At 62.8% G+C, this 23,561-nt stretch carries 23 protein-coding genes; 10 read left to right on the top strand and 13 right to left on the bottom strand.

Features of this window, described 5'->3' with window-relative positions; genetic code table 11:
* Nucleotides 1-2 precede the first annotated feature (2 nt).
* Together CIT25_RS15465 and CIT25_RS15460 are read left to right on the top strand one after the other, a co-directional pair.
* Nucleotides 3-1,013 (top strand): methyltransferase, encoded by a 1,011-nt coding sequence (locus tag CIT25_RS15465; RefSeq protein WP_095485382.1) that lies wholly within the window; start codon nucleotides 3-5, stop codon nucleotides 1,011-1,013.
* Between the two features lie 104 nt (nucleotides 1,014-1,117).
* Complete coding sequence (locus CIT25_RS15460) at nucleotides 1,118-1,921, top strand: potassium channel family protein (protein WP_095485381.1); 804 nt, start codon at nucleotides 1,118-1,120, stop codon at nucleotides 1,919-1,921.
* 12 nt (nucleotides 1,922-1,933) lie between these two features.
* Here the strand turns inward: CIT25_RS15460 and CIT25_RS15455 are convergent, their stop codons facing one another.
* Nucleotides 1,934-2,815, bottom strand: a complete 882-nt coding sequence (locus CIT25_RS15455; RefSeq protein ID WP_095485380.1) for a DMT family transporter — start codon at nucleotides 2,813-2,815, stop codon at nucleotides 1,934-1,936.
* 188 nt (nucleotides 2,816-3,003) lie between these two features.
* On the opposite strand from CIT25_RS15455, the gene CIT25_RS15450 reads away from it, so the two are divergent.
* On the top strand, nucleotides 3,004-3,510 hold the full coding sequence (locus tag CIT25_RS15450) for a hypothetical protein (RefSeq protein ID WP_095485379.1): 507 nt from the start codon (nucleotides 3,004-3,006) through the stop codon (nucleotides 3,508-3,510).
* 61 nt (nucleotides 3,511-3,571) lie between these two features.
* Here the strand turns inward: CIT25_RS15450 and CIT25_RS15445 are convergent, their stop codons facing one another.
* Nucleotides 3,572-4,900 carry a DNA polymerase IV gene (locus CIT25_RS15445; RefSeq protein WP_095485378.1) on the bottom strand — a complete coding sequence of 443 codons (1,329 nt, stop codon included), beginning with the start codon at nucleotides 4,898-4,900 and terminating at the stop codon, nucleotides 3,572-3,574.
* A gap of 68 nt (nucleotides 4,901-4,968) precedes the next feature.
* On the opposite strand from CIT25_RS15445, the gene CIT25_RS15440 reads away from it, so the two are divergent.
* The 3 genes from CIT25_RS15440 (at nucleotide 4,969) to CIT25_RS35835 (ending at nucleotide 6,920) form a co-directional block, all read left to right on the top strand.
* Nucleotides 4,969-5,544, top strand: a complete 576-nt coding sequence (locus CIT25_RS15440; RefSeq protein ID WP_095485377.1) for a GNAT family N-acetyltransferase — start codon at nucleotides 4,969-4,971, stop codon at nucleotides 5,542-5,544.
* Between the two features lie 146 nt (nucleotides 5,545-5,690).
* Complete coding sequence (locus tag CIT25_RS15435; RefSeq protein ID WP_095485376.1) at nucleotides 5,691-6,401, top strand: DUF6065 family protein; 711 nt, start codon at nucleotides 5,691-5,693, stop codon at nucleotides 6,399-6,401.
* Between the two features lie 171 nt (nucleotides 6,402-6,572).
* A complete protein-coding gene (locus CIT25_RS35835; RefSeq protein ID WP_164759138.1) occupies nucleotides 6,573-6,920 on the top strand; it encodes a hypothetical protein in 348 nt (115 codons plus the stop codon).
* Nucleotides 6,921-6,970: 50 nt separating this feature from the next.
* On the opposite strand, the gene CIT25_RS15425 is transcribed toward CIT25_RS35835, so the two are convergent.
* Complete coding sequence (locus tag CIT25_RS15425) at nucleotides 6,971-7,753, bottom strand: anti-sigma factor family protein (RefSeq protein WP_095485374.1); 783 nt, start codon at nucleotides 7,751-7,753, stop codon at nucleotides 6,971-6,973.
* Complete coding sequence (locus CIT25_RS15420) at nucleotides 7,750-8,292, bottom strand: RNA polymerase sigma factor (RefSeq protein WP_095485373.1); 543 nt, start codon at nucleotides 8,290-8,292, stop codon at nucleotides 7,750-7,752. The genes CIT25_RS15425 and CIT25_RS15420 overlap by 4 nt, the downstream gene beginning before the upstream one ends.
* Before the next feature lie 119 nt (nucleotides 8,293-8,411).
* Here CIT25_RS15420 and CIT25_RS15415 point away from each other — a divergent pair, with 119 nt between their 5' ends.
* The gene (locus CIT25_RS15415) at nucleotides 8,412-9,857 is read left to right on the top strand and encodes a S8 family serine peptidase (RefSeq protein WP_245329857.1); all 1,446 of its coding nucleotides are present in this window, start codon (nucleotides 8,412-8,414) and stop codon (nucleotides 9,855-9,857) included.
* Nucleotides 9,858-9,958: 101 nt separating this feature from the next.
* Nucleotides 9,959-11,440 (top strand): hypothetical protein, encoded by a 1,482-nt coding sequence (locus CIT25_RS15410; protein WP_095485372.1) that lies wholly within the window; start codon nucleotides 9,959-9,961, stop codon nucleotides 11,438-11,440.
* A gap of 102 nt (nucleotides 11,441-11,542) precedes the next feature.
* Here CIT25_RS15410 and CIT25_RS15405 read toward each other — a convergent pair whose 3' ends face one another.
* A complete protein-coding gene (locus CIT25_RS15405; RefSeq protein WP_095485583.1) occupies nucleotides 11,543-11,842 on the bottom strand; it encodes a DUF3572 domain-containing protein in 300 nt (99 codons plus the stop codon).
* A 250-nt stretch (nucleotides 11,843-12,092) separates the two neighbouring features.
* Between CIT25_RS15405 and CIT25_RS15400 the strand changes: the two genes are divergently transcribed.
* Together CIT25_RS15400 and CIT25_RS15395 are read left to right on the top strand one after the other, a co-directional pair.
* Entirely contained in the window at nucleotides 12,093-12,449 is a 357-nt protein-coding gene (locus tag CIT25_RS15400; RefSeq protein ID WP_287247952.1) for a response regulator, read from the top strand.
* Nucleotides 12,450-12,482: 33 nt separating this feature from the next.
* Complete coding sequence (locus CIT25_RS15395) at nucleotides 12,483-13,856, top strand: PleD family two-component system response regulator (protein WP_095485371.1); 1,374 nt, start codon at nucleotides 12,483-12,485, stop codon at nucleotides 13,854-13,856.
* A gap of 392 nt (nucleotides 13,857-14,248) precedes the next feature.
* On the opposite strand, the gene rpmG is transcribed toward CIT25_RS15395, so the two are convergent.
* The 8 genes from rpmG to CIT25_RS15345 all read right to left on the bottom strand — a co-directional run bounded on the left by rpmG (nucleotide 14,249) and on the right by CIT25_RS15345 (nucleotide 23,494).
* Nucleotides 14,249-14,416 (bottom strand): 50S ribosomal protein L33, encoded by a 168-nt coding sequence (gene rpmG / locus CIT25_RS15385; protein ID WP_006201775.1) that lies wholly within the window; start codon nucleotides 14,414-14,416, stop codon nucleotides 14,249-14,251.
* A 291-nt stretch (nucleotides 14,417-14,707) separates the two neighbouring features.
* Nucleotides 14,708-15,166, bottom strand: a complete 459-nt coding sequence (locus CIT25_RS15375) for a YqfO family protein (protein ID WP_095485369.1) — start codon at nucleotides 15,164-15,166, stop codon at nucleotides 14,708-14,710.
* 104 nt (nucleotides 15,167-15,270) lie between these two features.
* Nucleotides 15,271-16,446, bottom strand: coding sequence for an MFS transporter (locus tag CIT25_RS15370; protein ID WP_095485368.1), 1,176 nt, complete (start codon nucleotides 16,444-16,446; stop codon nucleotides 15,271-15,273).
* Nucleotides 16,447-16,466: 20 nt separating this feature from the next.
* On the bottom strand, nucleotides 16,467-17,201 hold the full coding sequence (locus CIT25_RS15365) for an NUDIX hydrolase (RefSeq protein ID WP_095485367.1): 735 nt from the start codon (nucleotides 17,199-17,201) through the stop codon (nucleotides 16,467-16,469).
* A 72-nt stretch (nucleotides 17,202-17,273) separates the two neighbouring features.
* The gene (locus CIT25_RS15360; RefSeq protein WP_095485366.1) at nucleotides 17,274-17,726 is read right to left on the bottom strand and encodes a DUF983 domain-containing protein; all 453 of its coding nucleotides are present in this window, start codon (nucleotides 17,724-17,726) and stop codon (nucleotides 17,274-17,276) included.
* Nucleotides 17,726-20,032, bottom strand: a complete 2,307-nt coding sequence (gene rnr, locus CIT25_RS15355; RefSeq protein ID WP_095485365.1) for a ribonuclease R — start codon at nucleotides 20,030-20,032, stop codon at nucleotides 17,726-17,728. The genes CIT25_RS15360 and rnr overlap by 1 nt, the downstream gene beginning before the upstream one ends.
* 5 nt (nucleotides 20,033-20,037) lie before the next feature.
* Complete coding sequence (gene topA / locus CIT25_RS15350; protein ID WP_095485364.1) at nucleotides 20,038-22,665, bottom strand: type I DNA topoisomerase; 2,628 nt, start codon at nucleotides 22,663-22,665, stop codon at nucleotides 20,038-20,040.
* 451 nt (nucleotides 22,666-23,116) lie between these two features.
* A complete protein-coding gene (locus tag CIT25_RS15345; protein ID WP_095485363.1) occupies nucleotides 23,117-23,494 on the bottom strand; it encodes a COG4315 family predicted lipoprotein in 378 nt (125 codons plus the stop codon).
* Between the last annotated feature and the right edge of the window lie 67 nt (nucleotides 23,495-23,561).

Here is a 23,561-nt window from a genome sequence, read left to right as displayed (position 1 = left end):
TCATGGACGAGCGGACAGCCGCTGCCGAACTCCAGAAGATGGTGAATGGGTTCCAGGTATCTCAGGCGATATGCGTCGCCGCCACGCTGGGCATCGCAGACCACCTTAAGGACGGAAAACGCACCAGCGGCGAACTTGCCGCGTTGACCGATGCCCATCCGCAGGCGCTCTACCGGCTGTTGCGCGCCCTTGCGTCGGTCGGCGTGTTCCATGAAGCGGAAGACCGGCTCTTCTCACTGACCCCGGTTGGCAGCGCGTTGCGATCCGATGTTCAGCATTCGGTCGCGCCGTGGGCTATCCTGGCCGGACGGCCCTATTTCCGTCAGGCATGGAGCGATCTGCTGCACAGTGTCAGCACCGGCGAAAACGCCTTTCGCCATGCTCATGGCAAGGGCGTTTGGGAATATCGGGCGGAGCATCCGGAAGAGTCCGTCATCTTCGACCGGGCGATGACGGCCATGTCGCGTGGCGTCGCCGCCGCGGTGATCGCGGCCTATGACTTCCGGCCGTTCTCTGTCGTCATGGATGTCGCGGGCGGGCAGGGCGCGCTGCTTGCCGAAATCCTCTGCCGCAATCCCGGCCAGCGCGGCATTCTTTTCGATCAGCCGCAGGTCGTGGCAAAGGCCGGCCCGGTCTTTGACGCCGCGGGCGTGGCCGATCGTTGCGATATCGTTGCCGGCGATTTCTTCGTCTCGGTGCCCGAGGGCGCCGATGCGATTGTGCTTAAATGGATCTTGCATGACTGGGACGACGACACAAACATCCGCATCCTGAAAACCTGCCGCCGGGCAATGCGCCCAGAAGGCAAACTGCTGGTGCTCGAGAGCATTCTGGCGCCGCCCAACGAAGGCGCCGGCGCAAAATTCGGCGATCTGAACATGCTGGTCATGCCGGGCGGGCAGGAGCGCACGGCGGAAGAATTCAGGGTGCTGCTTGCAGCGTCGGATTTCCGGGTCGCGAATATTGTTGAAGCCGGACCTCGCATCAGCATCATCGAGGCGGAACCGGTCTGAATTGCTTTCCGGGTCTGAAACTCTCCGGATGTTCTCAACCCACGGCGGCTTATCCCTGCTCTGCCCACTGGACGGCTGTTGCAGCGAACGTTATCGCAGTTGCCATGAAGGCGGCAGACAAGGACGGAGCGCGGGAGTTATCAGCCTTGGCGCGGCTGCGCGATACGTTGCGCAAGCTTTATCACGGGCGCACACCTGCGGCTTTCCGGTTTCAACTGGCGGCGATCATCATCGACCTTGCCATCATCGCCTTCTTCATCGCCACACCGGTGATCCAGGAGTCGTCCTCGTTCCTCTGGCTTGATTATTCTGTCGCAGCACTTGTCGCCGCCGACATGATTGCCAGGCTGCTAGCCTCCAATGACATGCTGCGCCTGCTGAAACAGCCGGCGTCGTGGATCGACGCCTTCATCCTGCTGACGTTGCTGATGCCTTCGGCGCTGGCCAATCTGGGTTTCCTGCGCATCCTGCGGTTGTGGTCGCTGTCGCGCAGCGGCGCGCTGTGGCGGTATTTCGAGATGCGCGGCCTCAAAAAATGGCGCGAGGCAAGCCACGCGGTCATCAATCTCCTGACATTCCTGTTTGTCGTCACCGGCTTCGTCTACACCTTCTTCTTCCGCACCGGGGCCGGTCTCGAAGGCTATGTCGACGCGCTTTATTTCACCGTCGCGACGGTGACAACGACCGGTTTCGGCGACATCGTGCTGCCGGGGATAGCCGGCAAGCTCACCGCGATTGTCACCATGATCATCGGCATATCGCTGTTCGTCAGGCTGGCGCAGGCGCTCTTCCGCCCCGCCAAGGTCTTCTTCCCGTGCCCGCAATGCGGCCTTCAGCGGCACGAGCCCGACGCCGTCCACTGCAAGGCCTGCGGGCATCTTCTCAAGATACCCGACGACGGTATTTGAGCTCCGACGGAACTATGATACCGCGATCTCAGCCGGTTTCGTCGCTTTCCGTTGCAGATTGAGCAGATTGCCCATCAGGATCAGCAAGGCGCCACCGGCGGTGAAAGCGTCGATCTGCTCGTGGTAAAGCAGCCAGCCGATCAGCGCCGACAGCGGCACGCGCAAAAAGTCCATCGGCGAGATGACGGTCGCGTCGGCATAGGCGAGCGCGCGGGCCATGCAGAAATGCGACGACATGCCGGTGAAGGCGATCAGCAGGATCCACGGCCACAGTTCGAGCGGCGGATTGCGCCATTCGTAGAGCGCCGGGACAAGGCCGAGCACCGACTGGATAAGCAGCATCCAGAAGATGATGCGCACGACGCTGTCCGTCCGCGTCAGCGACTTGACCAGAACCACGGATATGCCGAAGCAGACGGCGGCGCCCAGCACGACGACATGTCCCGGATCGACGGAGCCCGCTCCCGGACGCACGATGATCATCGCGCCGATCAGCCCCAGCATGATCGCCGCAACCTTGGGCCGGCTTAGCCTTTCACCGAGGAAGCCGACCGCCAGGATGGCCGTCCAGATCGGCGTCGTGAATTCGATGGAGATCAGCACGGCCAGCGGGATCAGCGTCAAGGCGTAAAGCCACGCCGCCTGGCCGATAAAATGGACGACGTTGCGGACGATATTGGCCAAGGGCCGTTTGGTGCGCATTGCCGCAAAACCGCCTGATATCATCACCAGCGGCAGGAGGATGAAAAAGCCGATGACCGAGCGCAGCTCCAACACCTGGAAGACGTTGAGTTCGGCCGTCGTGGCACGGCCGGCGACCGACATCGCCAGAAACGATGCGATCGACAGCGCCATCCAGAATGCGGCCTTGGGTATCGATGGTGAGGGTGCCATGCGCGCTATGTCGCAAGCCGGGACGTTCACTGCAACCGCTAGTCGACGCATTCGGCTGGGCCAGAAGCGACGTGTTGCAAAACAGTCATGTTGAAGGCGGAACCTGCCGAAGTGGCGGGCGTTGATTCGTAGTGTTTACCTGCCTAGCAGGGAGTGCCTTGTTTCCGATCTCAACGAGGAGAGATCCGATGAAATCATTCGCACGATTTGCACTCGCCGGCTGCCTAGCGGCAGCGGCTGGCGCAGCTCACGCCGACGAAGCCGATTTCCTCCGCTCGTTCCAGGGGAATTTTGCCGGCAAGGGGACCGTCAAGGTAACCACCGATGCGCCGACGGTGAACGTCTCCTGCCGCTTCAATTCCGACGCGACATCGAACTCATTGTCGCTGGACGGCACCTGCCGCGGTCTGGTCGTGGTGACGCGCGCCATCAGTGCCGATCTGAAGTCCAGCGGGACGAAGTACACCGGCACCTATGTCGGATCCCGCACCGGGCCGGCGCAGCTTAGCGGCAGGCGCTCGGGCAATGCGATCAATCTCGGCATCCGCTGGGCGAAGGAGGTCAACGGCGATCGCACGGCGCAAATGACGGTCGAGAAGAGCGGCGAGGACGGCATGCGGCTGACCGTTATCGACGTCGACCCAAAAACCGGTGAGCGCGTGATGACCAGCCGGATCGATTTGAGGCGCATCTGAAGGCCGCTCTATCTTCTTGTTTGAGCATGATCTTTTCCGAGCCGAAGGTTCGGCATCATGCTCAGTCCTCGATCGGCTCGGGCGGGTGAGCGCTGCGGCCCTTGCCGAAGGTATAGCCGGTCTCCACGGCCTTGCGGCCGAATTTGTCGCGCAGCGTGTCGATGGCGCCTTCGGCCATGGCGCGCTTGCGTGACTGGATATCGACGAGGTCGGGCGGATCGGCCTTTTCGTCATTCGAGAGGTCGCTGACGCCGATGCCAAGCAGCCGGTATCTTGTGCCATCCGTTTCCTTGCGCAGCAGCTCGAGCCCGGTCGAAAAAATGCGGTCGGCCAGCCGTGTCGGGTCGCCGAGCTGGCGGTTGCGCGTGCGGGTCTTGAAATCCTGGGTCTTTAGCTTCAGCACGACGGTGCGCCCGGCAATGCCGGATTTTTTCAGCCGCCCCGAGACCTTTTCCGACAGCGCCCTCAGCACCGAAACCAATTCATCCAGCGACGCGATGTCTGTGTCGAAGGTGGTCTCCGCCGAGACGCTTTTCGCATCCTGGTCAGGATGGACGCGGCGATCGTCCTCGCCGCGCGAAAGGCGGTAGAGCCGGTCGCCCATCACGCCATAGCGGCGCATCAGGTCGCCGCGCTCCATGCGCTGCAACTGGCCGATCATGCGGATGCCGTCCCGTTCAAGCGTGGCGGCGAAGGCTTTCCCCACGCCCCAGATCAGCGTCACCGGCTGCTCGGCGAGAAAGCCGGCCGCCTCGGCCTCGCCGATCACCGAAAAGCCGCGCGGCTTGCGAAAATCCGACGCCACCTTGGCCAGGAACTTGCAGTAGGAAAGGCCTGATGAAACGGTGATGCCGATCTCCTTCTCCACACCAAGCGCGAAGCGTGCCAGCACCACCGCCGGCGGCAAGCCATGCAGGCGCTCGGTGCCGGCAAGGTCCAGAAACGCTTCGTCGATGGAGATCGGCTCGACCAGCGGCGTCAGCGCCTGCATCATGGCGCGCACCTCGCGGCCGACGCGTACATATTTTTCCATGTCCGGCGGGAGGACGACCGCTTCCGGGCAGGCTTCAAGCGCCTTGAACATCGGCATTGCCGAGCGCACCCCGTGGATGCGGGCGATGTAGCAAGCGGTGGAGACGACGCCGCGCTTGCCGCCGCCGATGATCAACGGCCGGTCCTTCAACGTCGGGTTGTCACGCTTTTCGACCGCCGCGTAAAACGCATCGCAATCGATATGGGCAAGATGCAGCCGGTAGAGCTCCGGATGGCGAGCAAGCCGCGGGCTGCCGCAGCGATCGCAACGCCGTGCCTCGCTGCGCTGGAAGGTCAGGCAGTCGCGGCAAAAACCGTGATCGGGATTGTTGACAGAAGCCGCCATCGCTGCGAACATAAAGAGAACAAATGCAATGGTACGTCAGGACGGACGCCACGACAAGGCGGTGGGCCGGGAGAGAGCTCATGAATACGACCATAGCGCCGCTGGTGCCCGAGCTTTGGGCGGATTTCGAAGATCTTTTCGGTAAGCAAGGCGCCTGTTACGGCTGCTGGTGCACACATTTCCGGCTGTCGCCGGCAGCTCGCCGCGCCAGCAACCGGGAGCGCAACAAGGACCACATCAAGGCGCGGATCGAGGCTGGGCCGCCACCTGGCCTGCTGGCGTTCGAGGATGGCAAGGCGGTTGGCTGGATGCAGATCGGCCCGCGCGCCGACGTGCCCGAATGGAACAATAAGGGCAGGGGGTCGGCGCCGGTCGATCCCGCCGATGCCGCGGATCCGGGCGTCTGGGCAATTTCGTGCTTCTTCATCCGCGTTAAAGCGCGCGGCAGGGGCGTCACCCATCGCCTGGTCGAAGGCGGCGTCGAGTTTGCCCGACAGAATGGGGCGCGACTGGTCGAGGCATGTCCGATCGATGTGTCGAAAGATTCGCGTTCGATCGGCCTGTTCGTCGGCTCGTCGCGGGTGTTTGAGAAAGCCGGCTTCGAGAGGCTGGTCGAGCGCAAGGCAGGCCGGCCACTGATGCGATTGGTGCTATAGTTGTGAGCTTTGCGCGCCGCTGTCGCGACGGTCGCTCGGCGGCGCCCGAATTATCGTGGCCTGCCTGCAATCAGACGGTTGACGTTCAGCAGGAATAAATCCGCCTGCGGCCCGTTCCTCCTCGGATTTTTCCATGGAGGCTATCGATGTTCCATTTTCCCCAGACCTCTCGCTCGATCCGGTTTCTCTGTCGGCCGGAAGACCATGGCGTCATCGCCCCGCCAGTGGCGGCCAAGACGGTCCTGCCGGACTGGTTCCGCAAATTGCCGGCGGTCGATTCGCAGCATGCGTCGGCCAACAACAACGGTCTGACCGTCAAGCGCTGCATGCCGTTTCTCGATGCGATGACAACCGGCTGGATCCTGCCGCTCGCGGCAACCGTCCGCCTTGAGATCAAGAATGGCGGCCGCACCGTCGATGCCGGCTGGGAGTTCGACAGGACTATGGTGAGCAATCATGGCGCCCATCAGGTCGCCGGCAACCCGAAGGAGCCGGGCCCGCCGTGCAAGTTTCACAACTACTGGTCGATACGTACCCCGCCGGGCTGGAGTTCCTTGTTCCTGCCGCCGCTCAACAGACCGGCTCAGCCTTTCGAATGCGTCGCCGGTATCGTCGATACCGACACTTATGCAGCCGACATCCATTTTCCATTCTTCGCGACTGCGCCTGATGGACTCTACGTCATTGAAAAGGGCACGCCGCTCGTCCAGGTCATACCGGTTCGCCGCGAAGGTGCGGCGCTCAAGGCGGAGATCCGGGCGGAGACCGGAGCCGAGGCGACGGAACGCGAAACGGTCTATCGCAACACGATTGCGAGCGAAGGCTGGTATCGCAAATGGGCCCGCGCGGCCCGCTAACTCTTTCCCGGAGAAGAATGCGAAACGGGGGCCGCTGGGCCCCCGTTTCTTTGTGGATCGATAGAGCGGCGGACTTTCAAGTCGAAGCGTACCGCCGCTCTATCTCTGGGCCCGATGCTCTAGCGGGACCGCCAGTGGCGCGGCCCGCGATCCGAACTATTCGAGCTCGAGTTGGAGGAGCTGTTCGACGATGAGTTCGAATTGGAGTTGCTCGACGAATTGGAGCTGGAATTCGACGAACTGTTGGACGATGAGTTCGAACTCGAATTGCTCGACGAATTGGAGCTCGAATTTGACGAACTGTTGCCCGCGACGATGAAGGCACCGTCGCTTTGGCTGGTCATTGCGGCCGGCGGACGCTCGGTTTCCAGGGGCGCCGCGGGATACTCCTTCGCCTGCGCCGCGGTGCTTGCGAGGGCTGCCATTCCTGCGACCAGTGTCGACTTGAGTTTCCAGTGTCTTGTCATGGTGGTTACTCCTTTTTCAGACTGGACCGGCAGTTGCGGTCCGGCGGAGTAACGGGCGATCGCCGGCTTTATTCCATTCAAGAGAAGCCGGCCGCCGCAGCTTTACTTCTGATCCTTCTGGCGGACCTCGGTCAGCGCTTTAACTTCCTCCTCGGCTGACATTGGCGCGCCCGCTTCGATCGCCGAAAGATAGGCGTCGAGGGCTTCGGCCGACGAGGCCGGGGCATAGCCTCCGGCGTCGCCCGGCGCCACGACCGCGAAGCTGACGCGCCATTCGTCGCCGGAACGGCAGGCGACCGACATCACCGTGGAGCGGTCCTGCGAGTCGACCTCGAATTCGCGACACAAATCCTGCGAATTGTTGCGGAAGGTGGCGATAGCCCGGAACCGATCGCTGATCCCGGCGAGCTTGATTTCCTTCCCGGATTCGACCGTTTCAAGGGCTTGGCCGAGGGCTGGCCTGATGACGCCGGCAACCCACAGCCCGCCCTGTGCGCGTTCGTTGGTGCCTGCAGCCCAATACCCGGCGAGCGCGCCGACGACGGCCGCGAGAGAGGCGGCAATCGGCAGCAGCCATTGGGATCTGGATGGAGGTCCCGCCATACGCCCGCCGCCGAATGGCAATACCGATGCCGCCTTCTCGCTGGCACGCTTGGCCTCGACCATTTGCTCGACGGCCGCGACAAGCTTTTCGGGAACCGGCTCATCGAGCAGCGGCTTCAGCGCGGCCTGCGCCTGCGCTCTGGTTTCGATGAACATAGCGACCCTGGTAACCAGACGGTCGTCGATCTCCATCGCCTGCTCGATCCTGGCGACAGTCTCCGGATCAAGCTCACCATCGGCGAACCGCATCAGGATCTCGTCCGAAAAAGTCTCTTCGGTCATTTCGTAGCCCCTTTTGTGACCGCAGAACGGGTGGGCGCCGTGGATATTCCAGTAGCCTCCGCCAGATTCTTCCTCGCCCGGGCCAGCCGGCTCATCACCGTCCCGATCGGCACGGCAAGGATTTCGGCGGCTTCCTTGTAGGAAAGCTCTTCGACGCAGACCAGAAGCAGCACGTCGCGCTGGTCGCCGGGGAGCTCGCCGATGGCTTGCGCGACGCCGCTCAGCGCCAGCCGCGCCTCCATCTCGCGCTCACCGGAAACGCCGGCGATGTCATGGCGCTCGTCGATATCGTCCTGCGGGCCGGCGACCTTGCGCTTGCGGATGTCATCGATCCACAGATTTCGGAGAATCTTGAACATCCACGCGTCGAAGCGCGTCCCTTGTTCGAAACGCTGCTCGTTGGCGAGCGCCCGTTCGCAGGCTCGCTGAACCAGATCGTCCGCCATATCGCGGGACCGGCAGAGCGCAATCGCGAAGCGGCGCAGATTCGGGAGAAAAGCGACTAGCTGATCTTGGACGCGGTCGGTTTTTTCCGGCATGTTGCTCCAAGTTCTGGAATAAAGCGGCCCCGCGCCCGTTCCTCGCAACGCTAGCTTATTGCCGGATAGGTCCGCTAGCCTCGCGATGTTGAAAATCGGCAACGGCCGGAAGGGAAACTATGGACGCCACCTCATGGCTGAGACCAAAGGCTCTGCTGCCGTTCTGGGTAGCTGTCGCGTTGCTGGTCGATCCCCAAGCGCCGAGCGGCCAGATGGCGCCCGCAGAGTTCGGACCAAGATCGGCGTTCGCCGATGATGATGGTGGTGGTGATGACGGTGGCGGCGACGATGGTGGCGGTGGTGATGACGGCGGTCGATCCGGCCCGTCGTCTGGTGGGTCGGGAACGGCTCCCCGGCGGTCGACCGGACCTAATCTGTTTCTCTCGCTGACGGATCGGTTTCTTCCGCGGCCGCCAAGACGAGGCGGCGGCAGGCGCGCGCAACGGCCGGCCGTCCCTTTGCCGTCCCGGGCGCCGGACCAGATCGTCGCGACCGGGCTGAGTTCGGCTGAGATCGGTCGGCTTCAGGCAACGGGCTTCACCGTCCTGGACCGCGCCGACATCCAGCTTCTGGGAACGGAGCTGGTCCGGCTGCGCATACCACCCAATACGCCGCTGGAGGCTGCACGCGAGCTTGTCATCGACGCCGGTCCGCAGTCGACAGCAGATTTCGTGCATTACTACCGGCCCGGACAAGAAGCCGAATGTGCCGGACCCCACTGCGCCGCCGCGGGCCTGATCGGCTGGCCGGCCGATATAGGCCTTCCCGCCGGCTGCGGTGGCAATGTCACGATCGGCCTCATCGACACGGCGATCAATCCTGCGCATGCCGCCTTCGCGAAAGGCCGGGTCGAAGTTCTTCGCCTGTCGGACGACGGCTTTCCCGAGTCCGGCCGCCAGCACGGCACCGCCGTCGCGGCCCTGCTCGTCGGCGGCGTCGACAGCCGTGCCCCGGGCCTCCTGCCGCACGCTAGGCTGATCGCGGTCGATGCGTTTCACCGGGGCGATCGCCAGGATGACCGCTCGGACGTCTATGATCTTCTTCGCGCGCTCGATCTTCTTTCCGTGCGCGGCGTGCAGGTGACGAATATGAGCCTGTCGGGTCCTGCGAATGCGCTTCTAGAGCAGTTTGTCCGAAGGCTTGCCGACCGCGGCATGGTGATCGTCGCCGCCGCCGGCAATGGCGGCCCAAAGGCCGGACCTTCCTTTCCAGCGGCCTACGCGGATGTGATCGCGGTGACGGCGGTGGACCGCATGAAACGTCCCTACAGGCGTGCCGGGCGCGGCGAGCATATCGATCTGGCCGCTCCCGGTGTCGAAGTGTGGACGGCCGCTTCGGTCAGCGGCGCCCGGCCAAAGACCGGCACCTCCTTCGCGGCGCCGTTTGTTACCGCCGCAGCGGCGTTGATGAAATCGGCAAACAGCAACGCCACCGCAGCCGACATTCACGACGCACTCGGCAAGTCGGCGGAAGATCTCGGTGCGCCGGGCAAGGACGCCGTCTTCGGCTGGGGCCTGCTCAATGCCCGGGCCGCTTGCGTCGTCACACCGAAGAAGGCGACGTGAAGCTCCTCAATCCAACGCCTGGGAGGGATTGCGCCTCGCCCGTTTCGGCTTACGGTTGCGGTTGGAGTTTTCTACTACAAGAATAGCAACGGAGATTCTGCGTGACCCGTGTTCTGCCGGCCGTCTTCGTTCTCGCGCTTAGCGCGCCCGCTTTCGCCCAGGCCGTCGATGGCGAGGGTGCGAAGCAGCTTTCCGAAAATCTGTCGCGCTACGTCGGTAGCCAGGCGATCGACAAAGGCGTCCTGAAGGTCTCGGTGGAAGGTGATGCATACAAGATCGCCTTCGACTTCAAGGCGCTTGCCGGAATGCTGCCGAAGCAGGATTTGCTGAAGTTCGATTTTGCGCCCTATGTCCTGCTGGCCAAACCGCGCAGCGACGCGACATGGGATATCTCGGGGGATTTCACGACGAGAGCTTCCTTCGAGATCAACGGACCGCAGGGGCCACAGAGCACGCAGTTCTCGGTCGAAGGCGGCAAGTTTGCCGGGGTCTATGATCCCGAGCTGGCAACTTTCGCCAATGCTACGACATTGATGACCGGTATGACCATGATCTCACGGGATGCCGTGCAACACATGGAAATAAGGACCGGCGCGGGTACGGCCTCCATGAACGCAACCAAGGCCGCGAATGGCGGTGTCGATTTCACCATGACACAGACGATGGCCGGCTTTGTTGAAGCGATCGACGTTGACGACCCAAAAAGCGGGCTGAAATTCCCGCTTACGATCAAATCGCCAGAATTGTCGGTGAATGCGACCGGCAAAGGCTTGAGGACAAAGCCGTTTCTCGATCTGCTAGCATTTGCGGTCGCCAATGAAGACGAGGCCAAGCTGAAGGCCAACCAGGCGCAGCTCAAATCCCTTTTGCTCGCCGCGCTGCCGCTGTGGGAGCGGATCGACGGAAACTACGGGTTCAAGGATTTCACTGTCGAGAGCCCGGTGGGACATTTCGGTGCGACGGAGCTGGGCACTAGCTTCGGGTCCGACGGCATCGCCCAGAACGGAGCGATCAACTATTCGATCAAGGCGGCGGGATTGACGATCCCTCAGCATCTTGTCCCCGGCTGGAGCACAGCGCTGTTGCCCACCGACATCGATCTGAATTTCGGCGGCGCCAACATCGATCTCGACAGCATGGCGAAAAAGGCGATCGAAGCCTTTGATCTCAATCAGAATCCTCCGCTGGCGGCCGGCTTCGGCGAAACGCTGACCGCCGATTTCATGGCCAAAGCGCCGAAGATGGTCATCGGCCACAGCACGGTGAAGAACCGCGACGTGGAAATTGCACTGGAAGGCGAGATGACGTTCCCCGGCATGAAGCCCGAGGCAAATGTGACGATCGATATAGCCGGCTACGACAAGATCGTGGAAAGCCTGCAGGCGGCGGCGAAGTCGGAGCCGGAAGCCGCGCAGTATTTCCCGGTAGTGCTGGCGATCAAAGGGTTTGGCAAGACGCTGCCGGACGGCCGGTTGGAATGGATCATTAACACCAAGGCCGACGGTTCGGTGATGGTCAACGGCGCCATGCTGAAGCCGGCCGATCCGGTTGCGAATGATGAAGCAGAAGAAACGACGCCGTAGGCGCTTTCGTGAGCCCCGGCTAAGCGGTTCTGCCGGGGCGCTTGGAAACGCAGTCGTCGGCGGCCAGTTCCTCGATCTGGCGCGCTGTTTCGGGATCGTCGCTCATATGGAATGCTCATGATTGTCGTCGCCAAGCGGCAGCGCCCGCAACGCCTTGCCGACGGAAGCCGGCGGCGTGCCGGTTTCCTCCGCGAACCGCATGAGCGTCGGCTCGTGGGCGAGGATGAACTGCAGCACGCCGGCCAAAAATCCCGGCTCGCTGGCAGCCTGGCGGATGGAATGCGCCTCGATACCGGTGATCGCCAGGAAGCGGGGCAGAAGTTCCGGATCGGCGGCGACAAAGCCCAACGCCTTCACGGCGATGGTTTCCGCTTCCTCGCGCATTGACGCTGCGTTTGCCATCGCTACCTTCTTGCGCGGTGGAATGAGTCTCTTTTTGGCAGTAATCGCAAGCGTCGCCTGCGGCAAGCCATCTACCTCGGCAATGCGGTATTCTAGGCGAAATCCGAAGCTTTTCCGGCAGCCGGTTTCCGTTTCGTCAATTATATTGCCGTAGAGTCGAGCAGGGTTTGATGCGTGCCGGCGAGGGCGCATAGCGGTATCCTTCGAGTGGAAGGCAGGCCGGAACGGGAATTTGATGCCTAAGAAGGTCATGATCGTCGAGGACAATGAGCTCAACATGAAGCTCTTTCGGGACCTCATCGAAGCGAGCGGTTACGAGACGGTACGCACGCGCAACGGCCTGGAAGCGCTGGATCTGGCGCGACTGCACAAGCCGGACCTCATTTTGATGGATATCCAGCTGCCCGAAGTGTCGGGGCTGGAAGTGACCAAATGGCTGAAGGAGGACGACGACCTCCATGTCATACCGGTCATTGCCGTCACTGCATTCGCGATGAAGGGCGATGAGGAGCGCATCCGCCAGGGTGGCTGCGAAGCCTATATTTCCAAACCGATCTCGGTGCCGCGTTTCATCGAAACGATCAAATCCTACCTGGGCGACGCCTGATGCGCCTTTCCAGCCGAGCCGGAGCTTTGTGAGATGACTGCACGGATCCTCGTCGTCGACGACATCCCTGCCAATGTGAGGCTGCTCGAGGTCCGGCTGCTTGCCGAATATTTCGAGGTGCTGACCGCCACCAACGGGCTGGACGCGATCGAGACCTGCGAAAACGGCAAGGTCGATGTCGTTCTGCTCGACGTGATGATGCCCGATATGGACGGGTTCGAGGTCTGCCGGCGGCTGAAGAGCGATCCGGCGACGTCGCACATACCCGTCGTCATGATCACCGCGCTCGACCAGGTTTCGGACCGGGTGCGCGGCCTTGAGGCCGGCGCCGACGATTTTCTGACCAAGCCGGTCAATGATCTGCAATTGATGACGCGCGTCAAAAGCCTGGTCAGGCTGAAGACGTTGACCGACGAGCTGCGCCTGCGCGCCTCGACCACGCGCAATATCGGCATCGAGGAGCTGTTGAGCCGCAACTTCGCTTCCGCAGACACAACGCCGAAAGTTCTGCTGATCGACGAGCGCAAGTCCTCCTTCGAGCGCGTCCAGAAAATGCTGCGCGGCAGCGCTGACCTCGACATTGCCACCGATCCGCATGCCGGCTTCTTCCAGGCCGCCGAGACCCCCTATGAATGCGTGATGATCTCGACGGCCTTTGCCGATTTCGATCCGCTCAGGCTCTGCTCGCAACTGCGTTCGCTCGATCGCACCCGTTTCCTGCCGATCATCCTTCTGGCGCAGGAGGGTGAGGAAGAGCGCATCATCCGCGGCCTCGAACTCGGCATCAACGACTATCTGATGCGGCCGATCGACCAGCAGGAGCTGACCGCTCGGCTGCGCACGCAAGTGCGCCGCAAGCGCTACAACGACCAACTCCGCGCCAGCGTCACCCAAACCATTGAGATGGCGGTGACCGACGCCCTGACGGGATTGCACAATCGCCGTTACCTCGACAGCCATCTGCAGACGTTGTTCGACCGTGCCGTGGCGCGGCGGCGGCCGCTGTCGGTGATGATCACCGATCTCGACCGCTTCAAGACCATCAACGACGCGCACGGCCATGACGGCGGCGACGAGGTGCTGCGCGAATTCGCGCGGCGGCTGCGCAAGAATGTGCGCGGCATCGATCTCGCCTGCCGCTTCGGTGGCGAGGAATTCGTCGTGGTGATGCCGGACACGGACGGCGCGGTCGCCGAAAAGGTCGCAGAGCGCATTCGCGCCGAAATCGCCCAGATGCCGTTTGCCGTCGGTCTCGATGGCAAGACGATCGAGGTTACCGTCAGCGTCGGCGTGTCGTCGGTGCTGAAGGGCGTGGACTCGGTTGCCGGGCTGATGAAACGCGCCGACCTCGCGCTCTACGAAGCCAAGAGCGCCGGCCGTAATCGCGTCGTCGCCAAGGCGGCGTAGCGCCGATTATCCAGTCGGTGCGACAGGGTTACGAATTTACCTTAACGCAAGCGATTCGCAGCGCTTGGTTAAGAAATTGTTGATTTTCGTAAGCTGTTGCGCAAATGTGCAGACCAATGACGGAACCGGCGCGAGGGTAGTTGCCGGGTCGATCCGAAGAATACCCCATGATTCTCAGGTCCGCCGCATCTCCTGGGTCCGTGGGGTCGGCCGGCCGGCGCTGGCACATAGTGGCCTCCTCGTACCGCTGCCAAACGCCGACCGGCCCCCTCTTTCCGAAAAGACATCGAGACTCTGCGCTAAGCATCGGAAATATCGGACTTTTCGAAGCCTTGAAAACCAAAACGCCGCCCAGAGGGGCGGCGTTTTGGTTTTTGGAGCAGGAAACCAGATTACTTAATCTTGGTTTCCTTGAACTCGACATGCTTCTTGGCGACCGGATCGTATTTGCGGAACGACAGCTTGTCCGTCTTGGTGCGGCTGTTCTTGCTGGTCACGTAGAAGAAACCGGTGTCGGCGGTCGACAGAAGCTTGATCTTGATGTTTGCGGCTTTGGCCATGTTGTTCGTCCGTTATGTTCGTGGAGTTTTAGCCGCTGGAGCACGGGGAAACACCCGGACGCGGGAAACTTGGCGCGACACATAAAGAACGCGCCCGGAAAGTCAACCCCGCGAGAGCGCCTCTTCCTTCTCCCCTTGTGGGAGAAGGTGGATTGGCGCGCAGCGCCAAGACGGTTGAGGGGTGCTGGACGGAGTGCCGGCAGCGCCAAGCTGGAGCACCCCTCATCCGACCGAGCTTCGCTCGGCCACCTTCTCTCCCACAAGGGGAGAAGGGAAGGCCGCGGTCCGTTTCTATGCGTCTTCCCTAACCGGCGGAGCCACCTTCTTCCAGTCTCCCGTGGCGTTCCACCAGCGGTTCGGGTTGGAGCGGTCGTCCAACCCCTTGGAACGGCTGGCAAGGATCGGCTGAATGCGGATCACCGGCTCCTGATAGCTGTGGACCTGGAAAATCGCTTCGACAATGCGGGCGGCCAGCGCCTGGTCGTCGGGCAGCTCGAACGACACTTCCACCGTGCCCGGCCGTCTGCGCAATTCCGTCTCGGCGCCGGCGGCCGCGCCTTCGAGTGGCCGGTAGCGCTCGATGCCGTGCGCCGACTGGTAGGCATTGCTGTCGTACTTGCCCATGGTGAGCGGCGCGATCGCGACCACCGCTTCCATGATGCGGTCGACATCGGAGGCCGGCGATTGAAAGGTCACAAGCAGCAGCAATTCCATCCGTACCGATGTCGTTTCAAACCCGGAGTCGATCATGATGGCATCCTCAATCTGGTGGCGTGTTGCTGACAATCTATCCGGGTGCTGCTGACACGGTTATGTCAGCAGCCTCGCGCGACACGAGGCATCGATCGGTCTTTCTAAAGGATTTTTCGGACCAGCCTGGCGCCGACCAGCGCGATATAGAAGGCGAAGAACATGCCGAGCGCCCAGCCGAAGCCCGAGGGACCGAAAACGTCCATGCCGATGCCGATCGCCTGCGGGCCGAGCACCATGCCAACACCGTAGCAGAGCACGAAGGCAGCGTTGGCGGAGGCCAGTTCGTGGCCGGAAAGCTGCGAGCCGAGATGGGCCAGGCCGATCGTGTACATCGCCGCGACCACGCCGCCCCAGACGAACAGAAGCGCAGCCATCAGGTGCCAGTTCTGCGCGAAGTGGGGCATGAAGATGGTGCCGGCAAGCCCAATGGTTGCACAAGCCAGAAGCAGATAACGGCGGTCGCTGACACGGTCGCTGATCATGCCGAGCGGGATCTGCAACAGCACGTTGCCGAGGCCGATCATGGTGAGCAGAAGTGCGGCGTCGGCCTCGGAGTAGCCGATGCGGCTGCCATAGATGGGGAACAGCGCAAAGCCGCCGGTCTCGACCGCGCCGAACACCAGCACCGCGGCGGTCGCCGTCGGCACCAGCCAGATGTAGCGCAGGAAGTTGCTGGTTTCGCCATTGGAGACGATCGTCGGGCTCTCGTTGCGGGCGGCCAGAACCGGAATGGCGGCCAGCGTCACCAGCGCCATGATGACGCCGAAGGGCAGGAAGCCGGTGCTGCCGAGATGGGCAAAAAGCCACGGCCCGGCGGCAAAGCCGAGCGACAATACCGTGGCGTAGATGCCGAGGACCAGGCCGCGCCGGTGCGGCGGCGCCGATGTGCTGATCCAGAATTCCGACAGGATGAACAGCACCGTCAGCGCAATGTGCAGCAGGATGCGCAGCGGGAACCACATCCAGAAGTCCGGCGCGAAATGGAAGCCGACAAAGGCCAGCACTCCCGTGGCGATCATGGCCAGCATCGTCCAGGCGACGCCGAATCGCATGGCGAGCGGGGTGGCGAGCGGTGCGCCAGCGATCGAGGCGAACCCGGCGACAGCGGTGTTGAAGCCGATCATCGACGCCGAATGGCCGCGCGTTTCGAGGATGACGCTGAGCAGCGGCATGCCGAGGCCGATGGCAATGCCGACGACGCTGATCGACGAGATCGCCGCGATCATCGGCAGCCAATGTACGCGTTCTTCGACCTCTTGCTGGGTATCGACCGTCATGGATTTGAATGCTCTATGCTTTATAGAATTTCGCGGGCGAAGCGATTGCGGACAAGCCGGTAGAACGGGACGGAACCACCGGGGCGCAGCAGCGGATCATCGACGAGCCGCTTTTCCAGCTCCTCCAGGATAGCCCTGGTGATGTCGGGAATATCGGCCTGTCTGGCCTTGGCGAGCGGCAGCCAGACCAGCTCCTCCAACTCGTTGGTCGGACCGCCGTCCGGCAGCTCCACGGCGACATCTTCGCGCCAGGCGCTGAAGAAGCGCGTATCGAAGCGCCGCACCCTGTTTGGCGGGGTGATGGCACGCGCGATGAAACGCAGCTCTGCCAGCGACGGTCTTACGCCGTGCTCGGCAAAACCCTGCCAATCGCGCCTGCTCGTCGCGAAGGCGCCTTTCCGACCGATCAACAGGCCAGCCTCCTCATAGGTCTCGCGGATCGCCGACAGGGCGATGGCGCGGGCGCGGGCCGGGCTGATGCGGCCAACGCCGGCGGTCAGCCTCGCCTGTTCCTCAGGGTGCAGCGCGGTGGCGACGGGAATTCGGCTGTCGGCCGGATCGGTACGGCCGCCGGGAAAGACGAATTTCCCAGGCATGAAGGCGTGACGGGCGTGGCGCCGGCCCATCAGCACCAGAAACTCGCCGCCCTTGCGGTCGAGCAGGATCAACGTCGCGGCGTCGCGCGGCCGTATAGGCTTGGCGTCGAGCGCGATCCGCTCGACCTTGTCGACTTCCACCCTGGTCATACCGTCCATGCGCACGACCTAGCGGAATCTTCTCCGATGCGAAAGTGGCGTCCAGCCATGCCGATTGCGCCAGCCTCGGTTTCAAGCCTCGGGATGCGACTCGATCAGATCTTTTTCCCCGCCGAAGCCATGCATATAGAACGCCCATTGCAGGCCGATGACGGCGCCCTTGACCGGCTGCAGCAAGACGACCGCCATGAGGATGGTCAGCGGCACCCAGATGGCGATGTGCTGCCAGGTGGACAAGGTGGAGGTCGCTTCGACGCCCATGAAGGCGCCGAGCACGATGTGGCCGACGATGACCACCACCAGATAGGCCGGCAGGTCGTCGGCGCGATGGTGATGAAGCTCCTCGCCGCAATGATCGCACTTGTCGACAGTCTTGACGAAAGCGCGGAACAGCTTTCCCTCGCCGCAATGCGGGCAGCGGCCAAGCGCGCCGCGCTTCATCGCCGTCCATAGCGGACGGGCGACCCGGCCCGAGTGATGTTCGCCGCCGAAAACCTGTTGGTTCATTTTCAGATCGCTTGGCATTACCGTCTCCTGCCGCGTGAGCCTGGACGCGATTGCGACGCGCGGGCGCGGCCTTTGGTCTTGTGAAACGACCGTTTGGAGCCGGGCAGCGGCTTTGGGTCGGTCAGCATCTCGAAACGCATCGCGCCGGCCATAGGCGCCACCTCGATCAGGCGAACCTCGACGCGGTCGGCAAGCTGATAGCCCTTGCCGGTGCGTTCTCCGAAAAGCGATCGGGCAGTTTCGTCGTAGATATAGTAATCGCCGTCCAGACTTGACACCGGGATGAAACCATCTGCGCCATACTGCGGCAATTGGACAAATAGTCCCGATTTGGTGACGCCCGAAATGCGTGCATCGAAACGCTCGTCGACACGCTCGGCCAGATAGGCGGCGATCAGCCGGTCGACCGTGTCGCGCTCGGCGGCCATGGCACGGCGCTCGGTGGCCGAGATCAGCGCAGAAACCTCTTCCAACCGCTCCGCCTCGTCCTGCGTCAGTCCGCCCGCACCGAAGCCGAGTGCGGCAATCAGCCCACGGTGCACGATCAGGTCGGCATATCTGCGGATCGGCGAGGTGAAATGCGCGTAGCGCTTCAGATTGAGGCCGAAATGGCCGATGTTGCTGGGCGAATATTCGGCCTGCATCTGCGTGCGCAGCACCACCTCGTTGACCAGCCCCTCATGGTCGGCGCCGCGGACGCGATCCAGGATGCCGTTGAACTGATTCGGCCGCATCTGCGCACCGCGCGCCAACGACAGGCCTAGCGTCTGCAGGAACTCACGCAGCGATTCCTGCTTGGCGAGCGAAGGCGCGTCATGGATGCGGTAGACCAGCGCCTGTCGTTTCGCCTCCAGCGTCTCGGCGGCCGCGACATTGGCCTGGATCATGAACTCTTCGATCAGCTTGTGCGCGTCGAGCCGCTCCGGCACGACGACCCGATCGACGGTGCCGTCCTCCTTGAGCAGAATTTTCCGCTCCGGCAGGTCGAGCTCGAGCGGCTGGCGCGTGTCACGGCCGCGCTTCACGACGGCGTAGGCATCCCAGAGCGGCTTCAGCACCGTGTCGAGGATCGGGCCGGTCTTGTCGTCCCGCACGCCGTCGATCGCGGCCTGCGCTTGGGGATAGGCGAGTTTCGCCGCCGATTTCATCATGATGCGGTGGAACGAATGCCTGAGCTTGCGGCCGTCGGCCGCGAAGGTCATGCGGACTGCCAGCGCCGGACGATCCTGGCCTTCGCGCAGCGAACAAAGGTCGTTGGAGATGCGCTCCGGCAGCATCGGCACGACGCGATCGGGGAAATAGACCGAATTGCCGCGCTTCAGCGCCTCGCGATCGAGCGCAGTGCCATAGCGGATATAGGCGGCGACATCTGCAATCGCCACGGTGACGACCACGCCACCAGGGTTCTTTTCGTCCGTGTCCGGCGTGGCGAATACCGCGTCGTCATGGTCCTTGGCGTCGGCCGGATCGATGGTGACCAGTGGCAAGTCGCGCCAGTCCTCGCGGTCGGCCAGCGTTGCCGGTTTGACCGCCTCTGCCTCGGCGATGACGTCTGCCGGGAAAATATGTGGAATGTCGTGCGCGTGAATGGCGATCATCGAGACCGCCTTTTCGCTGGTCAGCGAACCCAGCACCGCCAGCACCTTGGCTCTGGGCAGCCCGTAGCGGGAGGCCCGCGCCGGCTCGACCTCGACCAGATCGCCGTTCTTGGCGCCGTTCTGGAATTCCTTGTCGACGACCAGCTCCGGCTGGCGTCTTTCGACAGGCTCGATGCGAAAGGTACCGTCCTGCAGCACGCGGAAGACGCCGAGAACGGCATCGGTGCGCTTCTCGAAGATCTTCATCACCCGCCCGGTATAGGCAGGGCCCGTCGCGTCATCGGTTGGAAAGGTCTTGGCTAGCACGCGGTCGCCGATGCCCGGTGTCGGGCCGCCGCCGCCACGCGACACGCGGATCGCTATGACAGGAGGCTCGCCATTGCCCACGGCTTCGGTCGGGTGCGCCAGCAGCACGCCGTCGGCGTCGCGGCCAAAGATGTCGAGCACGGCGACATGGGGCAGGGCGCCGACACGGGCCAGCCGATTGCGCTCCTTGGTCAGCAGGCCCTCATCCTGCAGGTCGCGCAAAATGTCCTTCAGCCAGATACGGTCCTCGCCGCGCAGCGCAAACGCCTTGGCGATGTCGCGTTTGCCGGAGCGATCCGGATTTTCGGCGATGTAGCGCAGGATCTCGTCACGGGACGGCCGGTAGTTATCCCTGACCTTGGCCCTCGTGTCGGCGGTGCGCAGATCGCCATGGCTTCTTCCGGATACCCTGCGCGCCACGATGCCTATCCCTTTTTCTTGGCCACTTTCTTGGCCGCTGGTTTTTTGGCTGCCGCAGGCTTTTTGGCAGGTGCGGCCGCTTTGCGGAAGGGCTTTCTGCCGCCATTGCCACCCTTGGCTTCCTTCTCGGCAATCAGCGCCACCGCATCCTCGACCGTCACCGACTGCGGGTCCTTGCCCTTCGGTAGCGTCGCATTGACCTTGCCGAAATTAACATAGGGCCCGTATTTGCCGTCACGCACGACGATCTTGCCGCCGCCCGCCGGATGCTCGCCAAGTTCCTTCAAGGCGGCGGGCGTGCCGCCATTGCGGCCGCCGGGGCCCTTCAACTTCTTCTCGGCGATCACCGACACGGCGCGGTTGAGGCCGATCGAGAACACGTCCTCGATGTTGTCGAGATTGGCGTAGGTGCCGTCATGCAGCACGAACGGACCGTAGCGCCCCAGCCCGGCCGAGATCATCTTGCCGGATTCCGGATGCTTGCCGACGTCACGCGGCAGCGACAGCAAGGCGAGGGCCTTTTCGTGGTCGATCGAATCGACCGTCCAGCCCTTGGGCAGGCTGGAGCGCTTGGCTTCCTTGCCGTCGCCGCGCTGGATATAGGGGCCGAAACGACCGCTGCGCAGCGTGATTTCCTCCGCCGTGTAGGGGTCCTTGCCAAGCACCTTGGTGCCGTCCTCGCCATTGCCGTTTTCGCCATTGGGGTTGGCGGCGTCGCCGAGCTGGCGGGTGAAGGAGCATTCGGGGTAGTTGGAACAGCCGACAAAGGCGCCGAACTTGCCGAGCTTCAGCGACAGGTTGCCGGTGCCGCATTTCGGGCAGATGCGCGGATTTGAGCCGTCTTCCCGCGTTGGGAAGACGAGCGGCGCCAGTTCCTCGTTGAGCGCGTCGAGCACGTCGGTGACGCGCAATTCCTTGATGTCGGCGACGGCGCCCGAAAAATCCTTCCAGAAATCGCGCAGCACATCCTTCCAGGCGAGCTTGCCGTCGGAAATCTCGTCGAGCTTTTCCTCGAGTGAGGCGGTGAAGTCGTATTCGACATAGCGCTCGAAGAAGCTTTCGAGGAAGGCCGACAGCAGCCGACCCTTGGCCTGCGGCAACAGCTTGCGCTTGTCCATGCTGACGTAGTCGCGATCCTCGAGCGTCTTCAGGATCGCAGTGTAGGTCGAGGGACGACCGATGCCGAGTTCTTCCAGCTTCTTGATCAGCGAGGCTTCCGAATAGCGCGGCGGTGGCTCGGTGGTGTGCTGGGTGGCGTTGATCGCCTCGCGGTCGAGCTGTTCGCCGGCACGGATCTCGGGCAGACGGCGGTCTTCCTCGTCTTCCGAATCCTCGTCCTTCTGGTCGGTATAGGCGGCAATGAAGCCGTCGAAGCGAACGACCGAACCGATGGCGCGGAGTTCCGCGGTGCGAGCGCCGTTGACTGCCTCGATCTCGGCCGTGGTGCGCTCGATCTCGGCCGGCTGCATCTGGCTGGCGATGGCACGTTTCCACACTATCTCGTAGAGCCGTGCCTGGTCGGCATCGAGATATTGTCTGACAGAAGCGGGGGTGCGCATGAAATCGGTCGGGCGGATCGCTTCGTGGGCTTCCTGGGCGTTCTTGGCCTTGGTCGTGTATTGGCGCGGCTTCTCGGGCAGGTATTTTGGGCCGAACTCCTTGGCGATCGCATCGCGCGCAGCTGATATCGCCTCGGGCGCCATCTGCACGCCGTCGGTTCGCATATAGGTGATCAGGCCGGTGGTCTCGCCGCCGATGTCCATGCCTTCATAGAGCCGCTGCGCCACCTGCATGGTGCGGCTTGCCGAAAAACCGAGACGCGAGGAGGCAGCCTGCTGCAGCGTCGAGGTGGTGAAGGGCGGGCCTGGATTGCGCTTGGTCGGCTTGGCTTCGACCGATAGCGCCTTGAAGGTCGCACCTTCCAGCATCGCCTTGATGTCATCGGCCTGCGCCTTGTTCGAAATGTCGAGCTTTTGCAGCTTCTTGCGGTCGAAGGCGGTCAGCCGCGCCTCGAAGTTTTCCTTGCGCGGCGTGCCGAGGAGAGCTGATACCTGCCAGTACTCCTCGCGGATGAAGCGCTCGATCTCCAATTCGCGGTCGCAGACGAGGCGCAGTGCCACCGACTGCACGCGGCCGGCGGAACGGGCGCCCGGCAGCTTGCGCCACAGGACGGGCGACAGCGTGAAGCCGACGAGATAGTCGAGCGCGCGGCGAGCGAGATAGGCGTCGACCAGCGGCGCATCGATCTGGCGCGGATTGGCCATCGCTTCCAGCACCGATGACTTGGTGATGGCGTTGAAGACGACGCGGCTGACCGGCTTGTCCTTCAGCGCGCGCTTCTGCTTCAGCACTTCCAGGACATGCCAGGAAATGGCTTCGCCCTCGCGATCCGGATCGGTGGCGAGGATCAGGCCGTCGGCGTCCTTGACCGCCCTGGCGATGTCAGCAAGACGTTTGCTCGAGGCGGTGTCGACAGCCCAGGACATGGCAAAATCCTCGTCCGGACGCACCGAGCCATCCTTGGCCGGCAGATCGCGGACGTGGCCAAACGAGGCCAGGACCTTGTAGTTCTTTCCGAGGTACTTGTTGATTGTCTTCGCTTTGGCCGGCGATTCGACGACGACGACGTCCATGAGGTCTCATATCAGCTGTGGTGCGGCAGAAGAATTCCGCTGCGCGCGACGAAATCTCGTACAATTGTCGCTCACATGGCCGGGCTTTTGCATCCGGTCAAGGGGAAGCGCCCAAAATGCAGTCCTGCATTGAGTGCACAACCCAAGAGCGAGTCATGTGATATCCGCAATCTCGGATAAGAGAGCGGGCTGCCTATCGTTGGACAAGCCGGCAATGAATCCGGGAGAACGGGACAAATTCTTCCGCGGATATAAGAGAAACATCGATCATGCGCCAGCCCCAGCCGGAGAGGCATCCGGCATGATGCTCGGTCGGGCGGGCGATACTGGCGCCGCGAGTGGGCTGGAATGCCTAGCAGGACAGTGCAAGAAGCTGGCAGCCGGAAGGCCTGCAGTGATACACGGCAGCCAGCGATTCCCCGCCGGTCAATGCGGGGATCTCGGTCCGAGCTTAGTCGGCCTTGGCTATATGCCAGACGCCGCCGACGCCGTCGCCGGTCACATCGCCGGCCTTCTTGTCCTTGATGAACGTGTAGAGCGGCTTGCCCTCATAGGCCCACATCTTGGTGCCGTCGGTGTGGTCGACGACCGTCCATTCGCCCTCGGCCTTGGCGTCGGCCTCAGCCTTCAGCGGCGGCCAATTGGTGGCGCATTTGTCGTAGCAGTTCGACTTGCCCGTCTCGTCCTTGTCGTAGGTGTAAAGGGTCATGCCATTGGCATCGGTGTAGATCTTGGTGCCGCCGACATCGGCTTCCTTCCACGCTTCGGCGGCATATGAGGCGGCGGTGCCGAGCAAAAGCACCGCCAGCCCAACTGTGATCGATTTCATGAGGTTCTCCCTGATATGATCGAGAAGCGCGCGGAAAGTTGCGGCCCCGTTGCATCAACGCGCTTGG

Source organism: Mesorhizobium mediterraneum, from assembly GCF_002284565.1.
GTDB lineage: Bacteria > Pseudomonadota > Alphaproteobacteria > Rhizobiales > Rhizobiaceae > Mesorhizobium > Mesorhizobium mediterraneum.
Note: the sequence above shows the minus strand (reverse complement) of the source record. Positions and strands in the feature narration are given on the sequence as shown.

What these genes read in the sequence shown, in the direction of transcription:
- CIT25_RS15425 (WP_095485374.1), bottom strand. Translation starts at nt 7,753, where the DNA reads ATGACCGAAGAGACTTTTTCGGACGAGATCCTGATGCGGTTCGCCGAT.
- CIT25_RS15465 (WP_095485382.1), top strand. Translation starts at nt 3, where the DNA reads ATGGACGAGCGGACAGCCGCTGCCGAACTCCAGAAGATGGTGAATGGG.
- CIT25_RS15370 (WP_095485368.1), bottom strand. Translation starts at nt 16,446, where the DNA reads ATGACGGTCGATACCCAGCAAGAGGTCGAAGAACGCGTACATTGGCTG.
- CIT25_RS15345 (WP_095485363.1), bottom strand. Translation starts at nt 23,494, where the DNA reads ATGAAATCGATCACAGTTGGGCTGGCGGTGCTTTTGCTCGGCACCGCC.
- CIT25_RS15415 (WP_245329857.1), top strand. Translation starts at nt 8,412, where the DNA reads ATGGACGCCACCTCATGGCTGAGACCAAAGGCTCTGCTGCCGTTCTGG.
- CIT25_RS15405 (WP_095485583.1), bottom strand. Translation starts at nt 11,842, where the DNA reads ATGGCAAACGCAGCGTCAATGCGCGAGGAAGCGGAAACCATCGCCGTG.
- CIT25_RS15400 (WP_287247952.1), top strand. Translation starts at nt 12,093, where the DNA reads ATGATCGTCGAGGACAATGAGCTCAACATGAAGCTCTTTCGGGACCTC.
- CIT25_RS15360 (WP_095485366.1), bottom strand. Translation starts at nt 17,726, where the DNA reads ATGCCAAGCGATCTGAAAATGAACCAACAGGTTTTCGGCGGCGAACAT.
- CIT25_RS15435 (WP_095485376.1), top strand. Translation starts at nt 5,691, where the DNA reads ATGTTCCATTTTCCCCAGACCTCTCGCTCGATCCGGTTTCTCTGTCGG.
- CIT25_RS15445 (WP_095485378.1), bottom strand. Translation starts at nt 4,900, where the DNA reads ATGTTCGCAGCGATGGCGGCTTCTGTCAACAATCCCGATCACGGTTTT.
- CIT25_RS15440 (WP_095485377.1), top strand. Translation starts at nt 4,969, where the DNA reads ATGAATACGACCATAGCGCCGCTGGTGCCCGAGCTTTGGGCGGATTTC.
- CIT25_RS15450 (WP_095485379.1), top strand. Translation starts at nt 3,004, where the DNA reads ATGAAATCATTCGCACGATTTGCACTCGCCGGCTGCCTAGCGGCAGCG.
- CIT25_RS15395 (WP_095485371.1), top strand. Translation starts at nt 12,483, where the DNA reads ATGACTGCACGGATCCTCGTCGTCGACGACATCCCTGCCAATGTGAGG.
- rpmG (WP_006201775.1), bottom strand. Translation starts at nt 14,416, where the DNA reads ATGGCCAAAGCCGCAAACATCAAGATCAAGCTTCTGTCGACCGCCGAC.
- CIT25_RS15455 (WP_095485380.1), bottom strand. Translation starts at nt 2,815, where the DNA reads ATGGCACCCTCACCATCGATACCCAAGGCCGCATTCTGGATGGCGCTG.
- CIT25_RS15460 (WP_095485381.1), top strand. Translation starts at nt 1,118, where the DNA reads ATGAAGGCGGCAGACAAGGACGGAGCGCGGGAGTTATCAGCCTTGGCG.
- CIT25_RS15420 (WP_095485373.1), bottom strand. Translation starts at nt 8,292, where the DNA reads ATGCCGGAAAAAACCGACCGCGTCCAAGATCAGCTAGTCGCTTTTCTC.
- CIT25_RS15375 (WP_095485369.1), bottom strand. Translation starts at nt 15,166, where the DNA reads ATGATCGACTCCGGGTTTGAAACGACATCGGTACGGATGGAATTGCTG.
- topA (WP_095485364.1), bottom strand. Translation starts at nt 22,665, where the DNA reads ATGGACGTCGTCGTCGTCGAATCGCCGGCCAAAGCGAAGACAATCAAC.
- CIT25_RS15365 (WP_095485367.1), bottom strand. Translation starts at nt 17,201, where the DNA reads ATGGACGGTATGACCAGGGTGGAAGTCGACAAGGTCGAGCGGATCGCG.